The organism is Phytobacter sp., assembly GCF_059074235.1.
Genome location: NZ_JCACPZ010000007.1, coordinates 80,172 through 101,023 on the forward strand (window position 1 = coordinate 80,172; position 20,852 = coordinate 101,023).

Sequence of the window (20,852 nt, forward strand, 5' to 3'; positions counted from 1 at the left end):
AAAATGGAAGCCACACAATATCTGGCAACTACCCTTAAAACGTTGCGCCAGGCGCGTGGCTGGAGTCTCTCGAAGTTGGCCGAGGAGACCGGGGTGTCGAAAGCGATGCTCGGGCAGATTGAACGCAATGAATCGAGCCCGACGGTTGCCACGTTGTGGAAAATCGCCACCGGACTCAACGTACCGTTTTCGACCTTTATTGCACCACCGGAAAACGACACCCCCACGACCTACGATCCGGATCAGCAGGCGATGGTCATTACGCCCATTTTCCCCTGGGACGAGGTGCTGCATTTTGATCACTTCTCCATTACCCTGGCACCAGGTGCACTAAGCGAATCCACGCCTCACGAACAAGGGGTGATTGAGCATGTGGTCGTGATTGGCGGGGAACTGGATATGTGTATTGAAGGAGAGTGGAAAACGTTAAAAACGGGAATGGGTATGCGTTTTGCCGGGGATAAAGCCCATGCGTATCGCAACAGTTCGGCCCATACCGTGCATTTTCATTCGCTTATCCATTATCCAAAAGAAAAAGCCGCAAGCTGACTTGCGGCAAAGAACGACGACGATTAACAACAACGTACAACGTGACGAGGAAATGTCCGAATTACGCTTCATCTTTCAAACGGCCTCTTTGCTGGCGGCCTCTGGTCACCCCCGTCACTTACTCCAGTAAGCTCCAGGGATGCCCCTCGTTGCCACCGCGATGCCATTCGAAAGCTCTCGCGTAATGTGGTTACATTACGTTTAACCATCGCTGCTGGAAAATACCAATTTCTTCAATGCTTTGCCGCCCTACAGAAAATGCCTTATGGCGCAGGTGGTGAAACGCCGGGGAACTGACTACAATAGCCGCCATTTTGCACATAATGGATAACGACGACTGTATGCGCCTGCAAACCCATCATCTTGAACTTTTAAGCCCAGCCCGTGACGCCGCGATCGCTCGCGAAGCCATTTTGCACGGGGCGGACGCGGTCTACATCGGTGGACCGGGGTTCGGTGCCCGCCATAACGCCAGCAACAGCCTGCAGGACATTGCGGCGCTGGTGCCTTTTGCCCATCGCTATGGCGCGAAAGTGTTCATCACCCTGAACACCATTCTGCACGATGATGAACTGGAACCGGCGCAAAAAATGATCACCTCCCTGTACGAGACGGGCGTGGATGCGCTGATTGTGCAGGATATGGGCGTCATGCAACTGGATATTCCACCGATTGAACTGCATGCCAGTACGCAGTGTGATATTCGTAGTGTCGAAAAAGCCAAATTCCTCTCAGATGCCGGATTTAGCCAGATTGTGCTGGCACGTGAGCTGAACCTGAATCAGATCCGTGAAATCCATCAAGTTACTGATGCCACTATTGAATTCTTCATTCATGGCGCGTTGTGCGTGGCCTATTCGGGGCAGTGTAATATTTCTCACGCGCAGACCGGGCGCAGCGCCAACCGTGGTGATTGCTCTCAGGCCTGTCGTCTTCCTTACACCCTGAAAGATGACCAGGGCCGCGTGGTGTCGTATGAAAAACACCTGCTGTCGATGAAAGATAACGATCAGACTGAAAATCTGGCAGCACTGATCGATGCGGGCGTGCGCTCCTTCAAGATTGAAGGGCGTTACAAAGACATGAGCTACGTGAAAAACATCACCGCGCATTACCGCCAGATGCTGGACGCCATTATTGAAGATCGCGGTGACCTGGCCCGTTCTTCTGCCGGACGTACCGAACACTTCTTCGTGCCGTCGACGGATAAAACCTTCCACCGTGGCAGTACCGACTACTTTGTGAATGCGCGTAAAGGCGACATCGGTGCCTTTGATTCGCCGAAATTTATCGGGCTGCCGGTGGGCGAAGTCCTGAAAGTCACCAAAGACCACCTCGATGTGGAAGTCACTGAGCCGCTGGCCAACGGTGATGGTCTTAACGTCCTGATCAAACGTGAAGTCGTGGGTTTCCGTGCCAATACCGTTGAAAAGACCGGTGAGAATCGTTACCGCGTGTGGCCAAACGAAATGCCTGCAGACATGTATAAAGTGCGTCCGCATCATCCGCTCAACCGTAACCTCGACCATAACTGGCAGCAGGCGCTGACCAAAACCTCCAGCGAGCGCCGTATTGCCCTGGACATTACCCTCAGTGGCTGGCAGGAGCAGTTAATCCTCACGCTCACCAGCGAAGATGGCGTCTCCATAACGCATACGCTCGATGGCCAGTTTGATGAGGCGACCAACGCGGAAAAAGCGCGGAACAGCCTGCATGATGGCCTGGCAAAACTGGGACAAACCATCTTCTACCCACGCCAGATCGACATCAACCTGCCGGGTGCGCTCTTTGTGCCGAACAGCCTGTTGAATCAGTTCCGTCGTGAAGCGGTTGAGATGCTGGATGAGGCCCGTCTGGCGAACTACCCGCGTGGCACCCGTAAACCGGTTTCCGTACCGGCTCCAGTCTACCCGGACACGCATTTAACGTTTTTGGCTAACGTCTACAACCATAAAGCGCGTGAGTTTTATCAGCAGTACGGTGTGAAGCTGATTGATGCTGCCTTTGAGATGCACGAAGAGAAGGGTGACGTGCCGGTGATGATCACCAAGCACTGTTTGCGCTTTGCTTTTAACCTCTGTCCAAAGCAGGCAAAAGGCAACATCAAGAGCTGGAAAGCGACACCAATGCAACTGGTGCACGGCGATGAAGTGCTGACGCTGAAATTTGACTGCCGCCCATGTGAGATGCACGTCGTCGGGAAGATCAAAAATCACATTCTGAAGATGCCGCTGCCAGGCAGTGTGGTGGCGTCGGTAAGCCCGGAAGAACTGATGAAAACGCTGCCCAAACGTAAGGGCGCGTAACCCAATAAAAACGGCAGCTTCGGCTGCCGTTTCTTTTACAACTTAACGTTTATCTTCTGGCGGCAGCGGCGGTTTTTTCCCGTCGTGCTTCTGAGCTTTACCATCGTGCTTTGGTGGCGCATCCCGGTGGTCTTTCTTGTCGTTCTTCCACTCTTTGCCGTCTTTTTTCTGATGGTCATCGCGATGCTGCGGATTTTTGCCATCATGCGTCACCGGGTGTTTTGGCGGTGGCGGTACATCGTCGGCCGCGAAAACAAAAGAAGACAAACTCATGGCCAGAATAGCGGATAACATCACACTCTTTTTCATACTCACACTCCTCTCATTTCGCTCTGTTGGCTGCATTTCAGCAACAAATCGTGGAGAGAGTGTGGAGGCAATTTCAATTAAGAGTATTCTGCAGAGTCTGAGTTAATGCGCCTTAAACCCTGCCGATGCCATGAGCACGCGAAAGAACATCCCGACCAGTGCGAGCGCCATTACGCTGCCGCCCCAGATAATGACCAACCATAACAGACGTGACCAGATAGAGTGTTGCATCAGTGATAACCCTCCCCGGGTTGTACTTTGCCGCGAAAGACGTAATAGCTCCAGAAGGTGTAGACCAGAATGATGGGGATGATCAGCAGCGCCCCGACCAGCATAAAGCCCTGACTTTGCGCGGGAGCCGCCGCCTGCCAAAGGGTGATGGCCGGTGGGATAATATGTGGCCAGATACTGATCCCAAGCCCCGCGAAACCGAGAAAAATCAGCCCTAACGTCAGGATGAATGCCAGATGGTGACTGTCTGGTTTCTCAAGCGTTCGCCACTGCCACAGACTCAGCAGGCCAACGAATACCGGAACCGGCAACAGGTAAAAGAGATTCGGCAGACTAAACCAGCGGTCAGCAATGGACGGATGCGCCAGAGGCGTCCACAAGCTGATAACGGCGATAATCACCAGCAATGTGATGAGTAACTTTTTAGCAAGACGGCGCATGGTCGACTGCAGTGGGTTTTCACTCTTCATCACCAGCCAGGTTGCGCCGAGCAACGCATAGGCCACCACCAGCCCCAGACCACAAAACAGACTGAAGGGAGTTAGCCAGTCAAACGGACCACCGGCATAACTGCGGCCAACCACCGGGAATCCGTTAATTACGGCACCGACCACCACGCCCTGAGTAAAGGTCGCCAGCAGTGAACCACCGATAAACGCTTTGTCCCAGAAAGGGCGATGAGCAGGAGTGGCTTTAAAGCGGAATTCAAAGGCCACACCGCGGAAAATAAGCCCAATCAGCATCAGAGTAAGCGGCGTGGTCAGTGCGTCGACAATCACCGCATAGGCCAGAGGAAACGCGCCAAACAGCGCCGCGCCGCCGAGCACCAGCCAGGTCTCATTGCCATCCCACACCGGGGCAACACTGTTAACCATCACGTCGCGATCGTCGGCGTTTTTCACCGCCGGAAAAAGTATGCCAATCCCGAGGTCAAAGCCGTCCATGACGATATACATCAGGGTGGCGAAGACGATGATGACAAACCAGATAAGTGAAAGATCGATACCCATTACGGCTTCTCCTGGGTCATAAATTCAGTGCTGGCGGCAGAAAGCGGACGAGCAGGGCGGCCATCGTGTTCATCAGGATACGTCTCGTGTTCCTGCGGCCCCTTTTTAATCAGCCGCACCATGTAGCTATAGCCAACACCGAACACCGAGGTGTAGACGACGATAAAGCCCAGCAGACTCACGCTCATGTGCATATCACCATGAGCTGAAACGGCCTCTGACGTGCGCTGCAAGCCATAAACCACCCACGGCTGACGTCCTACTTCGGTGGTCACCCAACCCGCCAGAATCGCAATCAACCCCGATGGTCCCATTAGCAGGGCAAACCACAAAAAAGGGCGTGAGGTATAGACGCGTTGTTTATAACGTAGCCAGAGCGCAACGACGCCAAGCAGCAGCATCAGCATGCCGAGCCCGGCCATAATGCGGAATGACCAGAAGACGATAGCGGAATTAGGTCTGTCTTCTTTGGCAAATTCTTTTAAAGCCGGGACCTGTTTATCCAGACTATGCGTGAGGATCAGACTGCCAAGCGCAGGGATCTCCAGCCCATAGCGGGTACGTTCCTGCTCCATGTCCGGCAGACCAAACAACAGCAGCGGCGTGGGTTCACCCGGTACATTTTCCCAGTGGCCTTCGATAGCGGCAATTTTCGCCGGTTGATGCTTGAGGGTGTTCAGGCCGTGCATATCGCCGACCATCGCCTGAATGGGCGCAACGATAAGCGTCATCCACAATGCCATTGAAAACATGGTGCGAATGCCCTGAGTATTATTGCCGCGCAGTAAGTGCCAGGCGGCAGAGGCACCGACAAACAGTGCGCTGCTCAGAAACGCGGCAATCGACATGTGAAACAAGCGATACGGGAATGATGGATTAAAGACTACCGCGAACCAGTCCACGGGGACGACCTGTCCGTTAACAATCTCGTAGCCCTGCGGGGTTTGCATCCAGCTGTTGGACGCGAGGATCCAGAAAGTGGAAATGATCGTGCCCAGCGCGACCATACAGGTGGCAAAAAAGTGCAATCCCGGCCCGACCTTACGCCAGCCAAAGAGCATCACGCCAAGAAAACCGGCTTCCAGGAAGAAGGCGGTAAGCACTTCGTAAGTCAGCAGCGGGCCGGTGATGCTGCCTGCAAACTGCGAAAAACCGCTCCAGTTGGTGCCAAACTGATAGGCCATTACCAGGCCCGACACCACACCCATGCCGAAGTTAACGGCGAAGATTTTCGACCAGAAGTGATAGAGAGAGCGCCAGACGGGATTGCGGGTTTTAAGCCACAATCCTTCGAGTACCGCCAGATAACTGGCGAGACCAATGGTGATCGCCGGGAAAATAATGTGGAAGGAAACCGTAAACGCAAACTGGATCCTCGCCAGGTGAAACGCATCAAGACCAAACATGCACAACCTCAAAGTCAATCGTTGTGCCTGTTATGGTAAAGCGACAAAAAATGAACTATCAGACGCAATATTGTGAAATTTAACCATAACAGTTACATTTTTTCTGCTATTTTGTTACATCTGATATACCCGTTATGGGGCAGGGAGTAGGTGATGAAAAAGTACCAGCGGCTGGCAAAGCAAATAATTGAACAAATTGAACTGGGCGCGTGGCGACCCGGTGAGCGATTGCCTTCGCTGCGCGAACAGGTGGCAAGCAGTGGTTTTAGCTTTATGACCGTCGGTCATGCCTACCAGTTGCTGGAAAGTCAGGGCTATATTACCGCCCGCCCGCAGTCGGGTTATTACGTCGCCCCACGTTCGCACCGCTCACAGCCTGTCCCGGTTGCCCTGGTGCAGCGCGATGAAACAGTCGACATCAACACCTATATTTTCGACATTCTCCAGGCGAGCCGTGATGCGTCCATTCTGCCGTTCGGTTCGGCGTTTCCCGATCCGCGCCTCTTTCCGCTGCAACAGCTCAACCGCTCGCTGGCGAACGTCAGCAAAAGTGCCACCGCCGTTAGCATCATTGAAAACCTGCCGCCGGGGAATGCTGCGTTGCGCCAGGCCATCTCACGCCGCTATGCCCAGCAAGGCATGAAGATCTCTGCTGATGAGATTGTCATTACTGCAGGCGCACTGGAAGCCCTGAACCTCAGCTTACAGGCGGTCACAGAACCGGGTGACTGGGTGATCGTCGAAACCCCCTGTTTTTACGGTGCATTACAGGCGCTGGAACGCCTGCGTCTGAAAGCGCTGAGCGTGCCTACAGATGTGCATGACGGTATTGATATGGTTGCACTGGAAGAGGCGCTGAAAACCTATCCAGTGAAAGCTTGCTGGTTGATGCCAAACAGCCAGAATCCGCTGGGTTTCACCCTGAGCGCGGAAAAGAAAGCCCGCCTGATTGCATTACTCACTAAGCACCAGGTCACGCTCATTGAAGACGATGTGTACAGCGAGCTCTACTATGGGCGAGAAAAACCACTGCCTGCCAAAGCCTGGGATACCCAGGATATGACGCTCCACTGCTCTTCTTTTTCAAAATGCTTGGTAGCCGGGTTTCGCATTGGCTGGGTGGCTGCCGGTAAACATGCGCACCGTATCCAGCAATTGCAACTGATGAGCACGCTCTCCACCAGTTCGCCTATCCAGATGGCACTGGTGGATTATCTTGGCACCCAACGTTATGACGCGCACCTGCGGCGTTTGCGGCGTGTTCTTGCCGAACGCAAGCAGCAGGCTTGGCAGGCGTTGTTACGCCACCTCCCGGCGGAAGTAAAGATTCATCGCAACGAGAGTGGCTACTTTTTGTGGTTGGAACTGCCCGCACCGCTGGATGCCGGGGAGCTGAGCGAACGCGCGCTTATTCACCACGTGAGTATCGCGCCAGGTAAGATGTTTTCGACTGCCCGGGAACCGACGCCTTTCTTTCGCCTTAATGCGTCCTGGCAATGGGGTGAACGCGAAGAGCGGGGCGTTATTTTATTAGCCAGTCTTATTCGTGAGATGCTGGAATAAATAAAGGCTCGGTTATTCTTATTTTCTGAACACGTTCTTCTTTATTCAGAAATAACCCGGATAAAAAATAAAGAAGAGCTTCATTATTTTCTGCACTTTCCCCACGCGCACTCATACGAAATACGCATAGCTTCTGCGGATTTCTGTTGCTTGCTAAGCCCTTGTCTATACTCCAAAAGACGGGTTTCTGGCCTGCCATTGATTATTACAGTGCGCTGTCGGTCACAACATCGTGAAATTTCTCACGGCTGGGGTTCGACCCGGCAGGCTGCCGTCTATTTTTAAAAAAGGAGATATTTTTACGGCAGGGCGGCCGCTCATTTCATTGCGACAGGAGTAAACCGTATGAGCAAGAAATTTGCCCTGAGCTGCCTTGGTGCGCTGGGCATGACCATCGCGACTGCGCACGCCGCTGAACCGACTGAAATCGGTAAAGGAGAAGGGCGGCTGGATATCATTGCCTGGCCTGGCTACATCGAGCGTGGACAAACCGACAAAGCCTATGACTGGGTGACTGCGTTTGAAAAAGAGAGCGGTTGTGCGGTGAACGTCAAAACCGCGGCGACCTCGGATGAGATGGTGAGTTTGATGGCAAAAGGTGGCTATGACCTGGTGACCGCCTCAGGCGACGCCTCACTGCGCCTGATCATGGGTAAACGCGTTCAACCGATCAACACTGCCCTGATTCCGAACTGGAAAACCCTGGATCCGCGTATTGAGAAAGGGGAATGGTTTAACGTCGGCGGTAAGGTATACGGTACACCCTATCAGTGGGGGCCGAACTTGCTGATGTACAACACCAAAACCTTCCCGACACCGCCGGATAGCTGGGCTGTCATTTTTGTGAAGCAGGATCTGCCGGATGGCAAGAGTAACCAGGGGCGTGTACAAGCCTATGACGGACCTATCTATATTGCGGATGCCGCGCTCTTTGTGAAAGCGACACAGCCTCAGTTAGGCATTGAAGACCCCTACCAGCTCACCGAAGCCCAGTATCAGGCAGTACTCAAAGTGCTACGTGAACAGCATGGCCTGATTCATCGTTACTGGCATGACACCACCGTCCAGATGAGTGATTTCAAAAACGAAGGTGTGGTAGCTTCCAGTGCATGGCCGTATCAGGCCAACGCCCTGAAAGGGGAAAGCCAGCCGATAGCGACCGTTTTCCCGAAAGAGGGGGTGACCGGTTGGGCGGATACCACCATGCTCCATTCGCAGGCCAAACACCCCAACTGTGCATATAAGTGGATGAACTGGTCGCTGACCCCGAAAGTCCAGGGTGATGTGGCGGCCTGGTTTGGTTCGTTGCCGGTGGTGCCACAGGGTTGTAAAGCCAGTGAGCTGCTGGGTGATAAAGGCTGTGAGACCAACGGTTACAGCTTCTTTGACAAGATTGCCTTCTGGAAAACCCCGATTGCTGAGGGTGGCAAGTATGTTCCGTACAGCCGCTGGACGCAGGATTACATTGCCATCATGGGTGGACGTTAATCGGTCGGGAGTAAAGCATGACTTACGCTGTAGAATTTCAGGATGTCTCGCGTCTGTACGGTGATGTACGCGCAGTGGACGGCGTCAGTCTGGTGGTTAATGACGGGGAGTTTTTCTCCATGCTGGGGCCATCTGGCTCCGGCAAAACCACCTGCCTGCGACTGGTTGCCGGGTTTGAACAATTGAGTGGCGGGACTATCCGCATCTTCGGCCAGGAAGCCAGCGAGCTTCCGCCGTGGGAGCGCGACGTAAACACCGTGTTTCAGGATTATGCGCTCTTTCCACACATGTCGATTCTCGATAATGTTGCCTACGGATTAATGGTCAAAGGCGTGGACAAAAAAACGCGCCACACCAGCGCACGTCAGGCGCTGGAGAAAGTCGCGCTGGATTTCGTTCATGCCCGTAAACCCTCACAACTCTCCGGTGGTCAGCGTCAGCGAGTGGCCATCGCCCGTGCGCTTGTCAACCAACCCCGCGTGCTGCTACTGGATGAACCGCTGGGTGCATTGGACTTAAAACTGCGTGAACAGATGCAGTTTGAGCTGAAGAAACTCCAGCAGGATCTGGGGATCACCTTTATTTTTGTCACCCACGATCAGGGTGAAGCGCTGTCGATGTCTGACCGCGTGGCAGTATTCAACAACGGGAAAATTGAACAAGTGGATACGCCCCGTGAGCTCTATCTACGCCCGAGAACCCCGTTTGTTGCCGGATTTGTGGGCACTTCGAATGTCTTTGATGAAACCCTTGCCGGGAAACTCTGTGCCATGCATGGCGCATTCTCGCTGCGCCCGGAACATATTCGGCTGAACCAGCCGGGTGAGGTTCAGGTACAGGGGGTGGTACAGGCGGTGCAGTATCAGGGAGCGGCCACGCGCTTTGAGCTGAAACTGGCGGACGGTGAAAAGCTGCTGGTCACCCAGGCCAACCTCTCTGATGCGCTGTTGCCCGAATCGCTGGGGCCAGGGCAAACGGTGCTGATCTCGTGGTCGCGGGATGCGATGGTGCGGCTGCAGGGAGCGAGCTGATATGGACGCGCGCGTATATGCTCAACCCAAACCCAGTCGTCTGAGCCGTTTTTTCTGGCGTAAGCCCTCATTGGGTTTGTTCCTGCTGTTGCTCGGACCGCTGATGTGGTTTGGTATCGTCTATTTGGGGTCACTGCTCACGCTTCTCTGGCAAGGGTTTTATACCTTTGACGACTTCACCATGTCGGTGACGCCGGATCTCACGCTGGCAAATATCTGGGCGCTGTTTAATCCGGCCAACTACGACATCATTGTGCGCACACTGTTAATGGCGATTTCAGTTACCATCGCCAGCGCAATTCTGGCCTTCCCGATGGCCTGGTTTATGGCGAGATATACCCGTGGGAAATGGAAAGCATTTTTCTATATCGCGGTAATGTTGCCGATGTGGGCGAGCTACATCGTTAAGGCCTATGCCTGGACATTGCTGCTGGCAAAAGATGGCGTTGCGCAGTGGTTTTTGAGTCACATGGGGCTTGAACCGATATTAGCGGCGGTACTCACGGTGCCCGGTATCGGCGGGAATACGTTGTCAACATCGGGACTGGGACGTTTTCTGGTGTTCGTCTACATCTGGCTACCGTTCATGATCCTGCCCGTGCAGGCTGCGCTTGAACGCCTGCCACCGTCGCTGTTACAGGCATCTGCCGATCTGGGGGCTAACCCTAAGCAAACCTTCCGCCACGTGATACTCCCGCTGGCTATCCCTGGCATTGCCGCCGGTTCGATTTTTACCTTCTCTCTGACGCTGGGCGATTTTATCGTCCCGCAACTGGTGGGGCCTCCGGGCTTCTTCATTGGCAACATGGTCTATTCCCAGCAGGGGGCGATTGGCAATATGCCAATGGCAGCGGCTTTCACTCTGGTGCCCATCTTGTTGATTGCACTCTATTTGTCGTTCGTGAAACGTCTGGGAGCATTCGATGCACTCTGAAAGAGCACCCTGGTATTTGAAAGTAGCTGCATGGGGAGGCGTCGTCTTTCTCCATTTCCCGTTATTGATAATCGCCATCTATGCTTTCAATACTGAAGATGCGGCATTTAGCTTTCCCCCGCAGGGGCTGACGCTCAAGTGGTTTAGCGTGGCAGCATCGAGAGGGGATATTCTCGATTCAGTGACATTGTCACTTCAGATAGCCGCTCTGGCAACGTTGATTGCCCTCGTGCTTGGCACGCTTGCTGCAATGGCTCTCTGGCGAAGCGAGTTTTTCGGCAGAAATGCCATTTCTCTGTTGCTGCTGTTGCCCATTGCATTGCCCGGCATTGTGACAGGTCTGGCGCTGCTGACGGCTTTCAAGACGGTCAATCTGGAGCCGGGATTTTTTACTATCGTGGTCGGGCACGCCACCTTCTGCGTGGTGGTGGTCTTCAATAATGTGATTGCCCGTTTTCGCCGTACGTCCTGGAGTCTCGTGGAAGCGTCGATGGATCTGGGCGCGAACACCTGGCAGACCTTTCGTTATGTGGTACTGCCAAACCTGGGTTCAGCACTGCTGGCCGGTGGCATGCTGGCGTTTGCTTTATCGTTTGATGAAATCATCGTGACCACCTTTACCGCCGGCCACGAACGCACCTTGCCTCTCTGGCTGTTAAACCAGTTGGGTCGCCCGCGTGATGTTCCGGTGACCAATGTGGTGGCTTTGCTGGTGATGCTGGCGACTGCGCTGCCCATTTTGGGCGCATGGTGGCTGACACGCGACGGTGAAACCGTGGCGGGCTCCGGCAAATAACTGAAAACTTAATAAGGATAGCGCTATGCAACATCAATTATTTATCAATGGCGAACTGGTCAACGGCGAAGGAGAAAAGCAGGCCGTTTACAATCCGGCCACCGGCGAGGTGTTGCTGGAAATTGCTGAGGCGTCCCACGCGCAGGTCAACGCTGCCGTACTCGCAGCGGATGAGGCGTTCAAATCCTGGGGACTGACCACCCCAAAAGCACGGGCCGAGTGCTTGCTCCTGCTGGCCCAGGTCATTGAGGACAACGCAGAAACCCTGGCGAAACTCGAATCCCTTAACTGCGGCAAGCCGCTGCACTGTGTGCTCAACGATGAAATTCCGGCGGTGGTGGATGTGTTCCGCTTCTTTGCCGGCGCTGCGCGCTGCCTGAATGGTCTGGCTGCGGGGGAATACCTGGAAGGGCACACCTCCATGATTCGCCGCGATCCGGTGGGTGTGGTTGCATCTATTGCTCCCTGGAACTACCCGTTGATGATGGCAGCCTGGAAACTTGGCCCAGCGCTGGCGGCCGGGAACTGCGTGGTGATCAAACCGTCGGAAATTACGCCGCTGACCGCCCTGAAACTGGCTGAACTGGCGAAAGATATCTTCCCGGCGGGTGTCCTTAATGTACTTTTTGGTCGCGGAAAAACCGTTGGCGATCCGCTGACCGGTCATGAAAAAGTGCGTATGGTGTCGCTGACAGGCTCTATTGCTACCGGCGAACACATTATCAGCCATACCGCGCCATCGATTAAACGAACTCATATGGAGCTGGGCGGGAAAGCCCCGGTTATTGTCTTCGATGATGCGGATCTTGATGCTGTGGTTGAAGGTGTCAGAACCTTCGGTTTTTATAACGCTGGCCAGGATTGTACTGCTGCCTGTCGCATTTATGCTCAGAAGGGGATTTATGACGCGCTGGTTAAGAAGCTCGGTGCGGCAGTGGCCAGCCTGAAAATGGGCGCACCGGAAGATACTTCAACCGAGCTGGGGCCGTTAAGTTCAAAAGCACATTTAGCGCGGGTGACTAAGGCAGTGGATGATGCAAAAGCGCTGGCACACATCGACGTCATCACGGGCGGTAAAAAACGCGATGGAGCAGGTTACTACTTTGAGCCAACGCTGCTGGCAGGGGCAAAACAAGAGGACGCGATTGTCCAACGTGAAGTTTTTGGTCCGGTGGTGAGTGTAACCGTATTCGATGACGAGGAGCAGGTGCTGGGCTGGGCCAACGATTCGCTGTACGGCCTGGCCTCTTCCGTATGGACCAAAGATGTTGGCCGTGCGCACCGGCTGAGCGCGCGACTGCAATACGGCTGCACGTGGGTCAATACACACTTTATGCTGGTCAGTGAGATGCCACACGGTGGGCAGAAATTGTCGGGCTACGGCAAAGACATGTCAGTTTACGGGCTGGAGGATTACACCGTCATTCGGCACGTGATGATAAAGCATTAAACTGGAGTAAGTGTCTGGCAATATTGATTATTCAGGGCCAGACACTTTTTTCATAAGTAAACCGTATCAGCCAGTTTCACTCCCCATGCTGTAAAGTGAATCTGTAGAGTCAGATTCTGCGCACAATAATTTCTCTTTAAATCTGCAGAAAAGTACAGGTGCGGAATGTAAGCAGGGCGTTATCGGCATTGTTGCAGAATTTGAATAACGATATAAATATTGCGGTAATACTCACGATTTATACTTTTCTCTCTGTCAATAAACGTAAATATCGTTTATCTCTGATGGTACGTTGAACGCGGTGTTAACGTGTCAGGATTTTAAAAAATATAAAACTCTACAAACCGCGGAAAGACATCATCAGTCAGGCTTGTCATATTAAGTTAATTAATTCGACAACGAATCGTCATGTCCTGCCACTGATAATGTTGCGTTTTTTCTTCAGGCTGGGGATATTGAAATGAGCAAATTGGTTGTAGTACTGCTGCCCGGCGGTACACCTGAGTATTTGACTGTTGATGACAACCAAACGACGGTTACGTGGTACCGTAGCCCAGAGGTAGCGGGGGATACAGGTCAAACACTGCCTATTGAAACCTACTTTTGCGAAGGCGAAGAATTCTATTTTGCCCGGCTTGAAAAGCGGCCTGAAGAGGATGTGTCTTCTTCAATTTCTTATTTGACTGCCCAAAAAGCGGACTCATTTATTGGGCTAATGTCTGGTTTTCGGCAGGTATTTTCATTTCTGACACAATTTGTGAATATGAATATACCAAAAAAAATAAGGGCCAAATAAGCCCTTGCGGTTTGAATAATTTGCAGGCTATCTTTTCAGAATGTTTTCATTATCACGGGGAGCCCAATCTTTTTCTGAGAAATCATATACAGAATAAGGCTGATCGCGTAAACCATTCGCGCGCAAAATGCCGCGCACATCGGCGGGTAAATTCTCTTCGCGGAACAACTCTGCAATGACGAACATGGCATCACTAAAGGAAAGTTGTTTAACTTCAAAGGGCTTCCACCCAGTGCGCTTGAAAATAAGATGGTAGAGTGCTTCTTCACCCGAAAGTGATACATAAGGACTCGCATACTTTTCCCGGTGGCGAGAAAGCAAAACTTCCAGAATGAAAATATGTGCAATGCGCTGTTTGGCAGCGTTACCCCTCACGCTGTCTTCATTGGTCATATCCTGGTGTGTTATATCGTTGTTTTCACACACACGTACTTCTATGGCCTGCCATAGATCGTCAAACTTTTGCATAGCATCAACCCTGTAAAAAATGTTATCTGACCTGCTAACAATATCAGAGAAGCGGGCTACGTGCCAAAGGTGACAAGGCGTTCAGAGCGACTTGTTTTGCTGTTTTTTTATTTAGGAATGCATTTCAGTCTGAATGGTTGATTGAGCTAATTCTTAAGCCAAATTTATCAATTGGTCCCTTGCTCTAAAAAGATTATGTTTGATTTGCTGCCGATGTTTGTCGGCGATCAACACTGTGGAGGGACAAGATAAATAGAGTGATTATTCCCTCCCCGGAGAACCATACCAATGAGACTTCATACTCTTGTTGTAAGCTGCGTTATGGTAATGAGTGTTTTTGCCACCAATAGCAGTCAGGCCAAAACCGCGATTAGCGATGCGCAGGTCAAACAAAGAATTATTGAAGAGTCGATAGCGGAATACCCCGGCACGTGCGCCTGTCCATTTAATCATGCGAGAAATGGCAGTAGCTGTGGCAAACGCAGCGCCTGGAGTAAAGCTGGAGGCTATTCTCCCATCTGTTACGCCAATGAAGTCACACCTCAGATGATCAAAGACTGGCGCAAACAAAATCAGTAATAGCCCGTGTTGGATTGCCCGATGGCGCAAGCTTATCGGGCCTACGGATAACCCTCAGAGCCGCATATTCCCCCCTCACCCTGGCCCTCTCCCCAAAGCGGTTAGGGGACCGATCGTGCTCGCATTTTTATCTGGGGATTCCTCAGCCCTCAAGGGAGAGGGGACTTACCGTGCTCGCTTGACCAGAGGGTGCCAAATCGCACGTTATGTGAATAAAACTTGATGTGAGTCAATAAAACAAGCATATTGCGGCTGTTTTGTTTTCACAGAGTTAGTGTGGACTATGTCGCTATATCAAAAAATGTTGGTTTTTTATGCAATTATGTCGTTCATTTGCGCCGTCATTACCTGGTTCCTGACAAGAGAGCGTAAACGCATTCGCTTTTTAAGTGCGTTTCTGGTGGGGTCAACCTGGCCCATGAGTTTCCCCGTCGCGTTACTGATCTCAATATTCTGATCTTTTGTCTTTTTTCTGCCAATGCGTGACGGTTGAGACAAAAATAGCCTGAAAGAGTGTGCAACATAGGTCTGCGTATGTTTTCCATGGAAAGGAGGCAGATGATGGACCTGTATCTGAAAATGCTCGTTTTTTACGCAATAATGTCTGTTCTGGCTGGCGTGGTCACATGGTTTCTCTCGAAAGAAACCCGCAGCATGAAAGCGCTGAGCGCGTTTTTGGTTGGCGCAACGTGGCCGATAAGTTTTCCGGTGGCCCTCGCGTTTTCTCTGTTGTAGAGACGTCGCGCAAAATAAATGACCCGACGCACTCAGGTGGCCGGGTCATTTTTTATGGCAGTAACGTCTTCAGTTTCTTACGAGCCGCAGCCGACACATCCAGCGGATGACTGTATCCCATATTTTCTACCGCCCGACTGTACAGTGCGACTAACCAGTCGTAAACGTAGCGGGTAGCCGCATGCACGGGTTGCTCACCTAACCGCGTCAGACGTTCACCAGCAATAATCGGTGCGGAAACGAAAATGGCGGTTCCTTTGACCACGCGGCTGCCAGGGCGCTGCGACTCGCTCATCGCGGCATAACCCAGCCAGGCGACAAAATTACCGGTTTCAGCGTACAACTGAGCAGCGCAGGCGGTATCACGTTGCATGAGTTTTTGTAACTGCTCGGCTAAACCTAAGCGGTAGCTGGCGACGATCACAATCTCGGCCATTTGCCGCAAGGTGGCGGGAGAAAGTCCGAGACGGGACGCATTATCGTCATTACGGCTCCACTGGCGAACGTGGTTTACCCACATTGCATGTGCCTGCTGACCCACATCGCGAGCAGCCTGCGTTTGCTCAACCACGGGAGCTTCAGCAAAGAGATCGATCGCTTCGTTAAACAGACCGCTAACCTGTTCTTCTCGCGGCTGCTGGACCTTCCACAAGTTATCAAACTGCTGCATATCCGGCATCATGCCTTCGAGCAATTCCCCGTGGCGGGAAGCATGAGCCTGAAGCTCTCGCACCACGGCCTCCGCACGCGCTTTTTGCGCCGCATTCTCTTTAGCCGGCGTTGTCACCCAGGCCAGCATCAGTTCATGCAACGCTGCCTGATGGCGCTCACGCAGCGCTTTAAAACGATTCAGCCTGAGTGCAGGAGCCGTAGCCTGAGCCAACCATTCGAGCACGCGCTGCAAGCTGCTGGCATCCAGCGCCTGCAGGGTACCCCAGTGCTGACCGGGTTTCCCGACCAGTTGCTGAATCACTTCATCCAGATTCTGCCCACTGGTGAAGCGGGCATCATGAGGGGTGATCGTCCAGACCAGACCCGGCAGCGCGGCTTCCTGACCAGACTGTGTCTCTTTTACCCAATGCAGCAGCGCTCTCGCGGTCGTTGCGGTCGAGGCGCGCTGTGAGGTGGCATTACAAATAAGCAGCACGTCCGGCTGTAAGCGTTGGCGGTAACTCTCCAGCAACCAACGGCATTTGCTGTTCCACAACGGATTCCCGTCTTCAAGAGCCGGTGTCGGAATGTCGAGGATATCGACGTTATCCAGCACGCTCTCTTCGACCGGTAACACCAGTTCTTTGGTCAGCAGTGACAGAGTGGAGAGCGGGATGCTAACTGCGTTCTGTAGTTGTGCCTGTGACCACGGATGAACAACCACTTCGCCCGCGACTTCTTCTAATGCGGAGTTGGCTGGCGTCAGGAAACCTTCAGTAGGCAACGCAAAGTTATCAACCAGCAGACTCAGGGGCGCAGCCAGTTCAGCGGCGTTTCCCGTCTGATGCAGTGTATGCGCCAGCGACAGCCAAAGCTGCGTCAGTTCCTGATGTTCACCCCACAACAGGGACCAGGCACTGGCACGAGCGCTTAAATCCAGCGACGGCAACAGACAGGAAAGCTGGTACCACAGCGCATCATCAAGGTGTTGTTGCGATGAGGGCACGCAAGCGCGCCAGAAGCGACCTATCGCGCCGACTTCTTCGGCAACCAGACCCGGTACAGGGTTTGGCTGACGCAGGGCACGCCATTTCGCAATACGGCTTTCAATCACCGACTTTTCAACGTTGCGCAGATCGGGTAGCGTCTGGGCATGGGCGATAAAGATTTGCACCAGATCCGCTTCGCTGATCAGGCGCAAGCGTAAAGGGAAATTCTCATCCACTACGTCACTGTTACGGCTAAACCGCAGTGCCATGCGAGTCAGCATATGACCGGGATTGAGATGGGTGAAATAATCCAGCGTTTTCTCGCCGAGTTGCACATTCAGTCGTCCACTGCCACTGTTGCAGAGTGCACCCAACAGATGGGCTTTTGCGGCCTGAGAATGGCCATAAAGACCGACGGTGCAGGGGGCTCGCACGGCAGCCTCTAATGCGCTCTCTTCTGCTGCAAAGGTAGTCAGTCGAGCCAGCAACGCATCAGCATCATCTTCCAGCAGGGGCGAAAGCTGACGGTTATCATTGATCCATGCACTGAGCGCCTGGGTTGTATTCATGCTTGCACTCATTTCAGATACACACTCCCGCTGTCGATCCAGTAGTGGCTGCCGCTATGGCGGCGGTCGGCCAGCGTATTCAATTTAAAGGTTAACGCATCGGCGGGCACCGGTGTGCCATCCTGTAACCAGGCTTCGCTCAGAACAAACGATTCCGGCCCGTGATGTTTATTGCCGCCGCTAAACTGCAAACGCACGTTAAGTACGCCATCACCGGCGATAGTTTTTGCCAGCTCTGATGAGTTGATACTCAATGTATAGAGCGGTGTGGCAGGCCAACGGGCGTTTGCCAGTTGACGGAAACCGAGAGTGATGTTGCCGCGCAACGGAAAGTGCAGGCGGGCATCCAGTTTGGCGTTGGGTTTATCCAGATCGATATCGTGATACCAGATATTCTCATCGCGCAATGTATTGACCACATTGTCCAGTACACCGAGATAGCGCACGGTGGAGTAGGCACCAATATCGGCCGCTTTAAAGTTAAAGCGTGGCAGACGTAAATCGAGCGCCAGGCTGCACAGCATTGCGCCGACGGCGGCCGTCGATTTCGGGTTGCCGATCTTGCCCTGCTGACTGAACGGATACCATTCATGTACCCGATATTTATCCAGCCAGATCATGCGGTTAACCGGCACCGGTTGCAGGTGGCGAATCAGCGCCTGAACGCCAGGCAGACAGCCCGGTCGACCCATGATCAACAGCACATCGCAACTGTAGTGGCTAATGGCTTCGCAGACGGCGTGTAACGGGGCTGTCAGGGTAAACTGCCCGGCGAGCATGGCGTCCTGCAACTCACGGAAATTCACCTGCAAAGGCACTGACAGCACATCGAATTCCGGTGAGCCAGATGGCAGCGCATGATCAATCGCCTGTTTGAGGTAGTTCATCACGTTGCGCGTCGGCAACTGCGTGAGCAGCTCGCCAAAGGTGGCATGAAGGCCTGCCAGCGGATCGTTGATATCGCTCTCTTCCCATGCTGCGAGAATGCCATGTCCGATGGGCATAAACAGCTGCAATGTGGTTTGCTGGCGCAGGACCGCCTGGGTATCAATACGTCCGGAATCGCCAAACAGCGTTGCCATCAGCGACGCCGCGTCCGTGATCCCCGCTTTTTGCAAATGCGTTTGCATCGCGGGCAGTACGCAGCGCTGAATGATGTCCAGAAGAATGTCATCACCCGCCACTTTAAAACCTTCGCGGAACAGCAACTGTGGGGTGATTTTGACGTTACTTCCGGTACCGTCATCCAGTTGATAGTGGGTGATGGCCATATCGGTGGTGCCGCCACCAATATCGAGTGACGCAACGCGCAGTGAACGGCCAGGGCGCGTGCCTTCGGGTTCTACTCTGTCCGGGCGCGCCTGAGCGGCAAAGAAGGTTTCTGTCTGACCTGAATAACGTGAAATCGCTTCGTTATAGAGCCAGACCAGTTGACCGCAGCTGGCTTCGTCCCACTCCATCTGGATGCGCGGGACCGGGACCACACTTTTATCCTGCTGTTTGCGGTTAGCGAAGTCGTCATCCTGCGGGTGCCAGCCCATTGCTTTCCAGACAATCGCAATCGCTTCAAACATCCGGCGGCGGAAGATCTCACGTTCCTGTTTCGGCATCGCGGAGGGCAGGGTCAGGATCAGCGTACGCAACTGACGTGGTGACGCCGGGAAGCCCAGACGCAGACGTGTCGCTACGCTGTTCATTTGACCAAGCGCCTGTGCCAGCAACTCACAGAGCATATGCGTCATCAGCGTGCTGCGGCTGTACTGCGGTGAGAAAACCGGCAGGCGTTCGTCCAGCGGCAGAGTATACAGCGGCTGACCTTCATCGTTCATCAGGTTCATCAGCGGGAATGCTGTCGCCAGCGGTTCGCGCTGGGTTTTACTGTTCATCTGGCTGAAGCGCCAGTCCTGCAACACTGGGGTTTCATCCCACAGATAACGACGCGGACTGGAGATGCCGCTGTTGCCTTCAGTACCCAGGCGCTGCATGGCAAGCTTACGGGCTTCATCGCCAACACGCACAATCGATGGCCAGACAAACGCGTCCTCGCGACCACTTTCCACAGAGAAGTGCTGTTTACCAAAGCGGGCTTCAGAGAACTCAAGGCGGCTGGTAAACAGAGGCTCATTAAGGAACTGCGGTTCGCTCAGGGAGCGAACCTGTAACTCTGCAGTCTGGCGCAAACCATCGTTGGCATCGCCATGATCTTCGATGATCACGCCGCAGGTATGGGTGTTGCCGACATCCAGAATCAGATCCACCGGAATCGCTGGGGTACTGAGTGTATGGGTGACAATTTTCACTTCCGGCACCTGAAGCTGGGTGCCGAGCAGAGTAAGCAGGTTCAGCCAGTGAGACTGGTACTCAAAACTGCGCATCGCCAGGGTAATGTCGCGTTCACTGCGCACATCGTTTTGGCTGGCGTATTGCAAAAAGGCTTCACGCAACCAGCCATCGACCCAGGTCTGATCAAGAAAATCAGCGACTTCATCGTCACGCCAGGCCAGGGAGAAACGCGTTCCGTTGAGAATATCGTTTTCTTGCGGTGCAAGCGCTGACGGCGAGTTTTCGTTTATTTGGCTGTCGAGCGCAAGCGTAACCCGGTGGGTATTACCAGCACTATCAGGCTCATTGAGCTTGCGAATCTGCACGCGCGCCCAGTTGTCCGGGCCTTCCACGAAGGTGCGCGGCGGGTTAAAACGCAGGAACGGAATGGGAAGCCAGACACCGTCAAGGATCGACAGCGAGGTATGTAGCGACTGCGTGCTTTCGGGTTTGACCACTTCTGGCTGGCTGCCGTTACGCCCGGGCAGGGTGTAACGCTCATTAACCAGGTCGTAATCCAGTCGCAGCAGGGGGCCATTGGCGGTTTTACGCACGAAACGCCCGCTTTGTGCCGATTCCTGCGGGGTCAGTCCAAAATCAAGAAACTGTACGCCGCTGTTGGCAATCAGCGTCACGCTCTGTTTGTAATCGCAAAGATTAACCAGCATAG

At 53.4% G+C, this 20,852-nt stretch carries 19 protein-coding genes; 12 read left to right on the forward strand and 7 right to left on the reverse strand.

Annotation, left to right across the window (positions count from 1 at the left end; all coding sequences use genetic code 11):
• Positions 1–3 precede the first annotated feature (3 nt).
• Together AC5JPW_RS17795 and AC5JPW_RS17800 are read left to right on the forward strand one after the other, a co-directional pair.
• Positions 4–549, forward strand: coding sequence for a helix-turn-helix domain-containing protein (locus tag AC5JPW_RS17795; RefSeq protein WP_494242455.1), 546 nt, complete (start codon positions 4–6; stop codon positions 547–549).
• Positions 550–890: 341 nt separating this feature from the next.
• Complete coding sequence (locus tag AC5JPW_RS17800; RefSeq protein WP_494242456.1) at positions 891–2,855, forward strand: peptidase U32 family protein; 1,965 nt, start codon at positions 891–893, stop codon at positions 2,853–2,855.
• Between the two features lie 42 nt (positions 2,856–2,897).
• Here the strand turns inward: AC5JPW_RS17800 and AC5JPW_RS17805 are convergent, their stop codons facing one another.
• The 4 genes from AC5JPW_RS17805 to AC5JPW_RS17820 all read right to left on the reverse strand — a co-directional run bounded on the left by AC5JPW_RS17805 (position 2,898) and on the right by AC5JPW_RS17820 (position 5,811).
• On the reverse strand, positions 2,898–3,164 hold the full coding sequence (locus tag AC5JPW_RS17805) for a hypothetical protein (protein ID WP_494242457.1): 267 nt from the start codon (positions 3,162–3,164) through the stop codon (positions 2,898–2,900).
• A 102-nt stretch (positions 3,165–3,266) separates the two neighbouring features.
• Positions 3,267–3,395 (reverse strand): DUF2474 domain-containing protein, encoded by a 129-nt coding sequence (locus AC5JPW_RS17810; protein WP_494242458.1) that lies wholly within the window; start codon positions 3,393–3,395, stop codon positions 3,267–3,269.
• Positions 3,395–4,405 carry a cytochrome d ubiquinol oxidase subunit II gene (gene cydB / locus AC5JPW_RS17815; protein WP_494242459.1) on the reverse strand — a complete coding sequence of 337 codons (1,011 nt, stop codon included), beginning with the start codon at positions 4,403–4,405 and terminating at the stop codon, positions 3,395–3,397. The genes AC5JPW_RS17810 and cydB overlap by 1 nt, the downstream gene beginning before the upstream one ends.
• On the reverse strand, positions 4,405–5,811 hold the full coding sequence (locus AC5JPW_RS17820; RefSeq protein WP_494242460.1) for a cytochrome ubiquinol oxidase subunit I: 1,407 nt from the start codon (positions 5,809–5,811) through the stop codon (positions 4,405–4,407). Before AC5JPW_RS17820 ends, cydB begins: the two co-directional genes overlap by 1 nt.
• Before the next feature lie 153 nt (positions 5,812–5,964).
• Between AC5JPW_RS17820 and AC5JPW_RS17825 the strand changes: the two genes are divergently transcribed.
• The 7 genes from AC5JPW_RS17825 (at position 5,965) to AC5JPW_RS17855 (ending at position 13,869) form a co-directional block, all read left to right on the forward strand.
• On the forward strand, positions 5,965–7,374 hold the full coding sequence (locus tag AC5JPW_RS17825; protein ID WP_494242461.1) for an aminotransferase-like domain-containing protein: 1,410 nt from the start codon (positions 5,965–5,967) through the stop codon (positions 7,372–7,374).
• Positions 7,375–7,719: 345 nt separating this feature from the next.
• Complete coding sequence (gene ydcS / locus AC5JPW_RS17830) at positions 7,720–8,862, forward strand: putative ABC transporter substrate-binding protein YdcS (RefSeq protein ID WP_494242462.1); 1,143 nt, start codon at positions 7,720–7,722, stop codon at positions 8,860–8,862.
• A gap of 17 nt (positions 8,863–8,879) precedes the next feature.
• Entirely contained in the window at positions 8,880–9,893 is a 1,014-nt protein-coding gene (locus AC5JPW_RS17835) for an ABC transporter ATP-binding protein (RefSeq protein WP_494242463.1), read from the forward strand.
• A gap of 1 nt (position 9,894) precedes the next feature.
• Entirely contained in the window at positions 9,895–10,827 is a 933-nt protein-coding gene (locus tag AC5JPW_RS17840) for an ABC transporter permease (RefSeq protein ID WP_494242464.1), read from the forward strand.
• Entirely contained in the window at positions 10,817–11,623 is an 807-nt protein-coding gene (locus AC5JPW_RS17845; RefSeq protein ID WP_494242465.1) for an ABC transporter permease, read from the forward strand. Before AC5JPW_RS17840 ends, AC5JPW_RS17845 begins: the two co-directional genes overlap by 11 nt.
• 25 nt (positions 11,624–11,648) lie before the next feature.
• Positions 11,649–13,073 carry an aminobutyraldehyde dehydrogenase gene (patD, locus tag AC5JPW_RS17850; protein WP_494242466.1) on the forward strand — a complete coding sequence of 475 codons (1,425 nt, stop codon included), beginning with the start codon at positions 11,649–11,651 and terminating at the stop codon, positions 13,071–13,073.
• A 460-nt stretch (positions 13,074–13,533) separates the two neighbouring features.
• The gene (locus tag AC5JPW_RS17855; protein WP_494242467.1) at positions 13,534–13,869 is read left to right on the forward strand and encodes a hypothetical protein; all 336 of its coding nucleotides are present in this window, start codon (positions 13,534–13,536) and stop codon (positions 13,867–13,869) included.
• Between the two features lie 27 nt (positions 13,870–13,896).
• Here the strand turns inward: AC5JPW_RS17855 and AC5JPW_RS17860 are convergent, their stop codons facing one another.
• Positions 13,897–14,337 carry an ECs1072 family phage-associated protein gene (locus AC5JPW_RS17860; protein ID WP_494242468.1) on the reverse strand — a complete coding sequence of 147 codons (441 nt, stop codon included), beginning with the start codon at positions 14,335–14,337 and terminating at the stop codon, positions 13,897–13,899.
• A 288-nt stretch (positions 14,338–14,625) separates the two neighbouring features.
• Between AC5JPW_RS17860 and AC5JPW_RS17865 the strand changes: the two genes are divergently transcribed.
• The 3 genes from AC5JPW_RS17865 to AC5JPW_RS17875 all read left to right on the forward strand — a co-directional run bounded on the left by AC5JPW_RS17865 (position 14,626) and on the right by AC5JPW_RS17875 (position 15,651).
• The gene (locus AC5JPW_RS17865; RefSeq protein ID WP_494242469.1) at positions 14,626–14,916 is read left to right on the forward strand and encodes a hypothetical protein; all 291 of its coding nucleotides are present in this window, start codon (positions 14,626–14,628) and stop codon (positions 14,914–14,916) included.
• 283 nt (positions 14,917–15,199) lie between these two features.
• The gene (locus AC5JPW_RS17870) at positions 15,200–15,373 is read left to right on the forward strand and encodes a GhoT/OrtT family toxin (protein WP_494242470.1); all 174 of its coding nucleotides are present in this window, start codon (positions 15,200–15,202) and stop codon (positions 15,371–15,373) included.
• 104 nt (positions 15,374–15,477) lie between these two features.
• On the forward strand, positions 15,478–15,651 hold the full coding sequence (locus AC5JPW_RS17875) for a GhoT/OrtT family toxin (RefSeq protein WP_494242490.1): 174 nt from the start codon (positions 15,478–15,480) through the stop codon (positions 15,649–15,651).
• 52 nt (positions 15,652–15,703) lie between these two features.
• Here the strand turns inward: AC5JPW_RS17875 and AC5JPW_RS17880 are convergent, their stop codons facing one another.
• Both AC5JPW_RS17880 and AC5JPW_RS17885 read right to left on the reverse strand, forming a co-directional pair.
• Complete coding sequence (locus AC5JPW_RS17880; protein WP_494242471.1) at positions 15,704–17,872, reverse strand: virulence factor SrfC family protein; 2,169 nt, start codon at positions 17,870–17,872, stop codon at positions 15,704–15,706.
• A complete protein-coding gene (locus AC5JPW_RS17885; protein WP_494242472.1) occupies positions 17,869–20,850 on the reverse strand; it encodes a virulence factor SrfB in 2,982 nt (993 codons plus the stop codon). Before AC5JPW_RS17885 ends, AC5JPW_RS17880 begins: the two co-directional genes overlap by 4 nt.
• Between the last annotated feature and the right edge of the window lie 2 nt (positions 20,851–20,852).

Coding starts and splice junctions, on each gene's coding strand:
- AC5JPW_RS17795 (WP_494242455.1), top strand. CDS start 4: ATGGAAGCCACACAATATCTGGCAACTACCCTTAAAACGTTGCGCCAG.
- AC5JPW_RS17800 (WP_494242456.1), top strand. CDS start 891: ATGCGCCTGCAAACCCATCATCTTGAACTTTTAAGCCCAGCCCGTGAC.
- AC5JPW_RS17805 (WP_494242457.1), bottom strand. CDS start 3,164: ATGAAAAAGAGTGTGATGTTATCCGCTATTCTGGCCATGAGTTTGTCT.
- AC5JPW_RS17810 (WP_494242458.1), bottom strand. CDS start 3,395: ATGCAACACTCTATCTGGTCACGTCTGTTATGGTTGGTCATTATCTGG.
- cydB (WP_494242459.1), bottom strand. CDS start 4,405: ATGGGTATCGATCTTTCACTTATCTGGTTTGTCATCATCGTCTTCGCC.
- AC5JPW_RS17820 (WP_494242460.1), bottom strand. CDS start 5,811: ATGTTTGGTCTTGATGCGTTTCACCTGGCGAGGATCCAGTTTGCGTTT.
- AC5JPW_RS17825 (WP_494242461.1), top strand. CDS start 5,965: ATGAAAAAGTACCAGCGGCTGGCAAAGCAAATAATTGAACAAATTGAA.
- ydcS (WP_494242462.1), top strand. CDS start 7,720: ATGAGCAAGAAATTTGCCCTGAGCTGCCTTGGTGCGCTGGGCATGACC.
- AC5JPW_RS17835 (WP_494242463.1), top strand. CDS start 8,880: ATGACTTACGCTGTAGAATTTCAGGATGTCTCGCGTCTGTACGGTGAT.
- AC5JPW_RS17840 (WP_494242464.1), top strand. CDS start 9,895: ATGGACGCGCGCGTATATGCTCAACCCAAACCCAGTCGTCTGAGCCGT.
- AC5JPW_RS17845 (WP_494242465.1), top strand. CDS start 10,817: ATGCACTCTGAAAGAGCACCCTGGTATTTGAAAGTAGCTGCATGGGGA.
- patD (WP_494242466.1), top strand. CDS start 11,649: ATGCAACATCAATTATTTATCAATGGCGAACTGGTCAACGGCGAAGGA.
- AC5JPW_RS17855 (WP_494242467.1), top strand. CDS start 13,534: ATGAGCAAATTGGTTGTAGTACTGCTGCCCGGCGGTACACCTGAGTAT.
- AC5JPW_RS17860 (WP_494242468.1), bottom strand. CDS start 14,337: ATGCAAAAGTTTGACGATCTATGGCAGGCCATAGAAGTACGTGTGTGT.
- AC5JPW_RS17865 (WP_494242469.1), top strand. CDS start 14,626: ATGAGACTTCATACTCTTGTTGTAAGCTGCGTTATGGTAATGAGTGTT.
- AC5JPW_RS17870 (WP_494242470.1), top strand. CDS start 15,200: ATGTCGCTATATCAAAAAATGTTGGTTTTTTATGCAATTATGTCGTTC.
- AC5JPW_RS17875 (WP_494242490.1), top strand. CDS start 15,478: ATGGACCTGTATCTGAAAATGCTCGTTTTTTACGCAATAATGTCTGTT.
- AC5JPW_RS17880 (WP_494242471.1), bottom strand. CDS start 17,872: ATGAGTGCAAGCATGAATACAACCCAGGCGCTCAGTGCATGGATCAAT.
- AC5JPW_RS17885 (WP_494242472.1), bottom strand. CDS start 20,850: ATGCTGGTTAATCTTTGCGATTACAAACAGAGCGTGACGCTGATTGCC.